The organism is Rheinheimera sp. (genome assembly GCF_036568245.1).
Classification (GTDB): domain Bacteria; phylum Pseudomonadota; class Gammaproteobacteria; order Enterobacterales; family Alteromonadaceae; genus Alishewanella.
The window spans coordinates 1-2,276 of sequence record NZ_DATCSY010000113.1 but is presented as its reverse complement, the minus strand read 5'-3'; the positions used below and the strand labels follow the sequence as shown (position 1 = coordinate 2,276).

General features: G+C 43.8%; 2 protein-coding genes. One reads left to right on the top strand and one right to left on the bottom strand.

Features of this window, described 5'->3' with window-relative positions; translation table 11 throughout:
* Positions 1–481, top strand: a 481-nt coding sequence (locus VIN66_RS05140; RefSeq protein ID WP_331922971.1) for an HAD-IC family P-type ATPase, incomplete at its 5' end; no start/stop codon positions are given.
* A 433-nt stretch (positions 482–914) separates the two neighbouring features.
* Here VIN66_RS05140 and VIN66_RS05135 read toward each other — a convergent pair.
* On the bottom strand, positions 915–2,276 hold a 1,362-nt coding region (locus VIN66_RS05135; RefSeq protein ID WP_331922970.1), incomplete at its 5' end, for a DNA/RNA helicase domain-containing protein.

The following is a 2,276-nucleotide window of genomic DNA, read 5'->3' as shown; positions in this document are numbered from 1 at the left end:
CACTGGTGACAACCGCCGCACCGCCCAGGCCATCGCCGGCCACCTGGGTATGGAATGGCAAGCCGAACTGCTGCCCGAAGACAAGCTGCGCCTGATTAATGAGATGAAACTCAACACCAAGGTCGCCATGGTCGGCGATGGCATCAACGACGCACCTGCACTGGCAACCGCAGATGTTGGTATCGCCATGGGCGGAGGTACCGACGTTGCCATCGAAACCGCCGACGCCGCGCTGCTGAAAAACAGTGTGACCGATGTGGCTCACCTCGTTGCACTATCGCGTGCAACCATGGCCAACATCCATCAGAACGTGATTTTCGCGCTGGGTCTGAAAGGTGTGTTCCTCATTACCACGGTGCTAGGTATCACCGGCCTATGGTTCGCAGTGTTGGCCGATACCGGCGCAACCGCGCTGGTTACGCTGAATGCTTTACGTTTATTGCGTTTTAAGGGTAAGCGTAACAGCAACCACTCCTATTAAATCGCACAAACCCAGGCGGGCGATTTAATTAGGTACTGTTTATAAGCGGATAATCTAATACAGTCAGTGATCGATGTTATCACCATCTTTAATGTGCCGTATCTGCTCAAACAGCTCGATTATTGTCAATGGCAGAAATACCATACTCAAGGCAAGCTTAAAATTTAGAACTATTTTGTAACTTATGAATCCCGAGATACTTTATACAGCTACAGTTACTTTAAAACTATTTTGTTATTTTTACTTGGATTTTGTTTAAAGTAAGAGTTTTTAGCTGTTTTAATTTAGATCTATTTTGTCATCCCACAGCAGTATTGCGCTGCAAAAAAGTTGTTAGTTTGAGGGCTTCAGTACAACCAACGTTTCAAACACTGGCATTTTTTGTGTGAATCTTTTTAGATGCGAGTTCAGTGATGTTTTCTAAAAAAATATATCACCCAGCAATGACACCTAAAAACTCACCCAGCACGATTAAATCCTCGCCATTATTTTCAAGCACAATAGGTGCGTAACCAAATGCATTGGTATCAGGCTTTAACTGTATCCTTGCATTAACCCACTCATCGTTATCGATGTTTTTTTCACTTTGATACACCTTTACTGTATAGCTGCCACCGTGATCTGGATCATCGATATCCCGATGCTGAACTAAAACTGTTTTACCATTACGAGTTCCGCCTGGCGCGGCCTTAAATAAACACCAAGAACCATTCGCTATACGACGATTCATAGACTCACCCATTACTCGCATAACAAACATGCCTTGGCTTGCATTGATATACTCAGGCAGCTCAACCCACTGAGTCTCTTCTGGGGTTTGGGTTTCACTAAAATTACCCGCTGCCGCATACACCGTATAAATAGGCACATGAGTTTGATAGGGCAGTGCTTCTTTAAAAGACACTACAGATAAGTTCAACCCCTTATAAGGGGAAACGACTGTTTGATCTGACTCGTCATAACACTGGGTCATGGCCATAAAGTAGTCACTGGTTTCAGGGTCAGTACAATAGATATAACAGCCTTTTTGACCTCTCGTCATCAACGTTCTATAAGTGTTTTTAATAATCTCACTGGTTATTTGACGTGCTTCTTCAGGGGATTCTTTAAGCATTTTCTTATAACCACGAATGGATCTGTCATTTGATGATCGCTTACCCGCATCAGTAATTGCTATGCCATTACGAATGACAAAGTCATCTCCAATAATCACACCAATATAATCTAGCTCTAAACCCTGACAAGTATGAATGCAGCCTACCTGCTCAACTGAATGATCTGCTATCAGCCATAAACTACCGTCGTCTTTTAAGTTCCACTGCGCCTTAAAACCATACTCAGGAATAGTGATGTCGAAAGCTGATTTGTCCTTTTGGCTTGCCCAGTCCCAGCAATACCCAGCAACCATACGCGCTTTGTTGGATAGGCGATTTTTCTCTACTATGGCTGCACGAAGAGCATTAGGGTCTTCAAAAACTTTAACTTCATAATCTATATCATCAAGGGTTGGGTTCGCGGTATCTCGTATTTGCAGACTATGATCCACCCAAGCCAAGTATCCATCCGAGCCATTACAACGAAATTGTGAAGCAAGCTCGAGTTCAGTCACACTAGAACCAAGTTCTTGCGCCCAGCGCCTAATTGAATCAATGGTGCCGATATCTTTCAGCGTTACACGCTGGGCTTCATCGATAAAAAAGATATTAAAGCGCGAACCATATATCAGCTCCTTGATCTGGTTTTCACCTAAGTTAGCGTACAAACCTGACTTTTCATTGAGCCTATGTGCTTCATC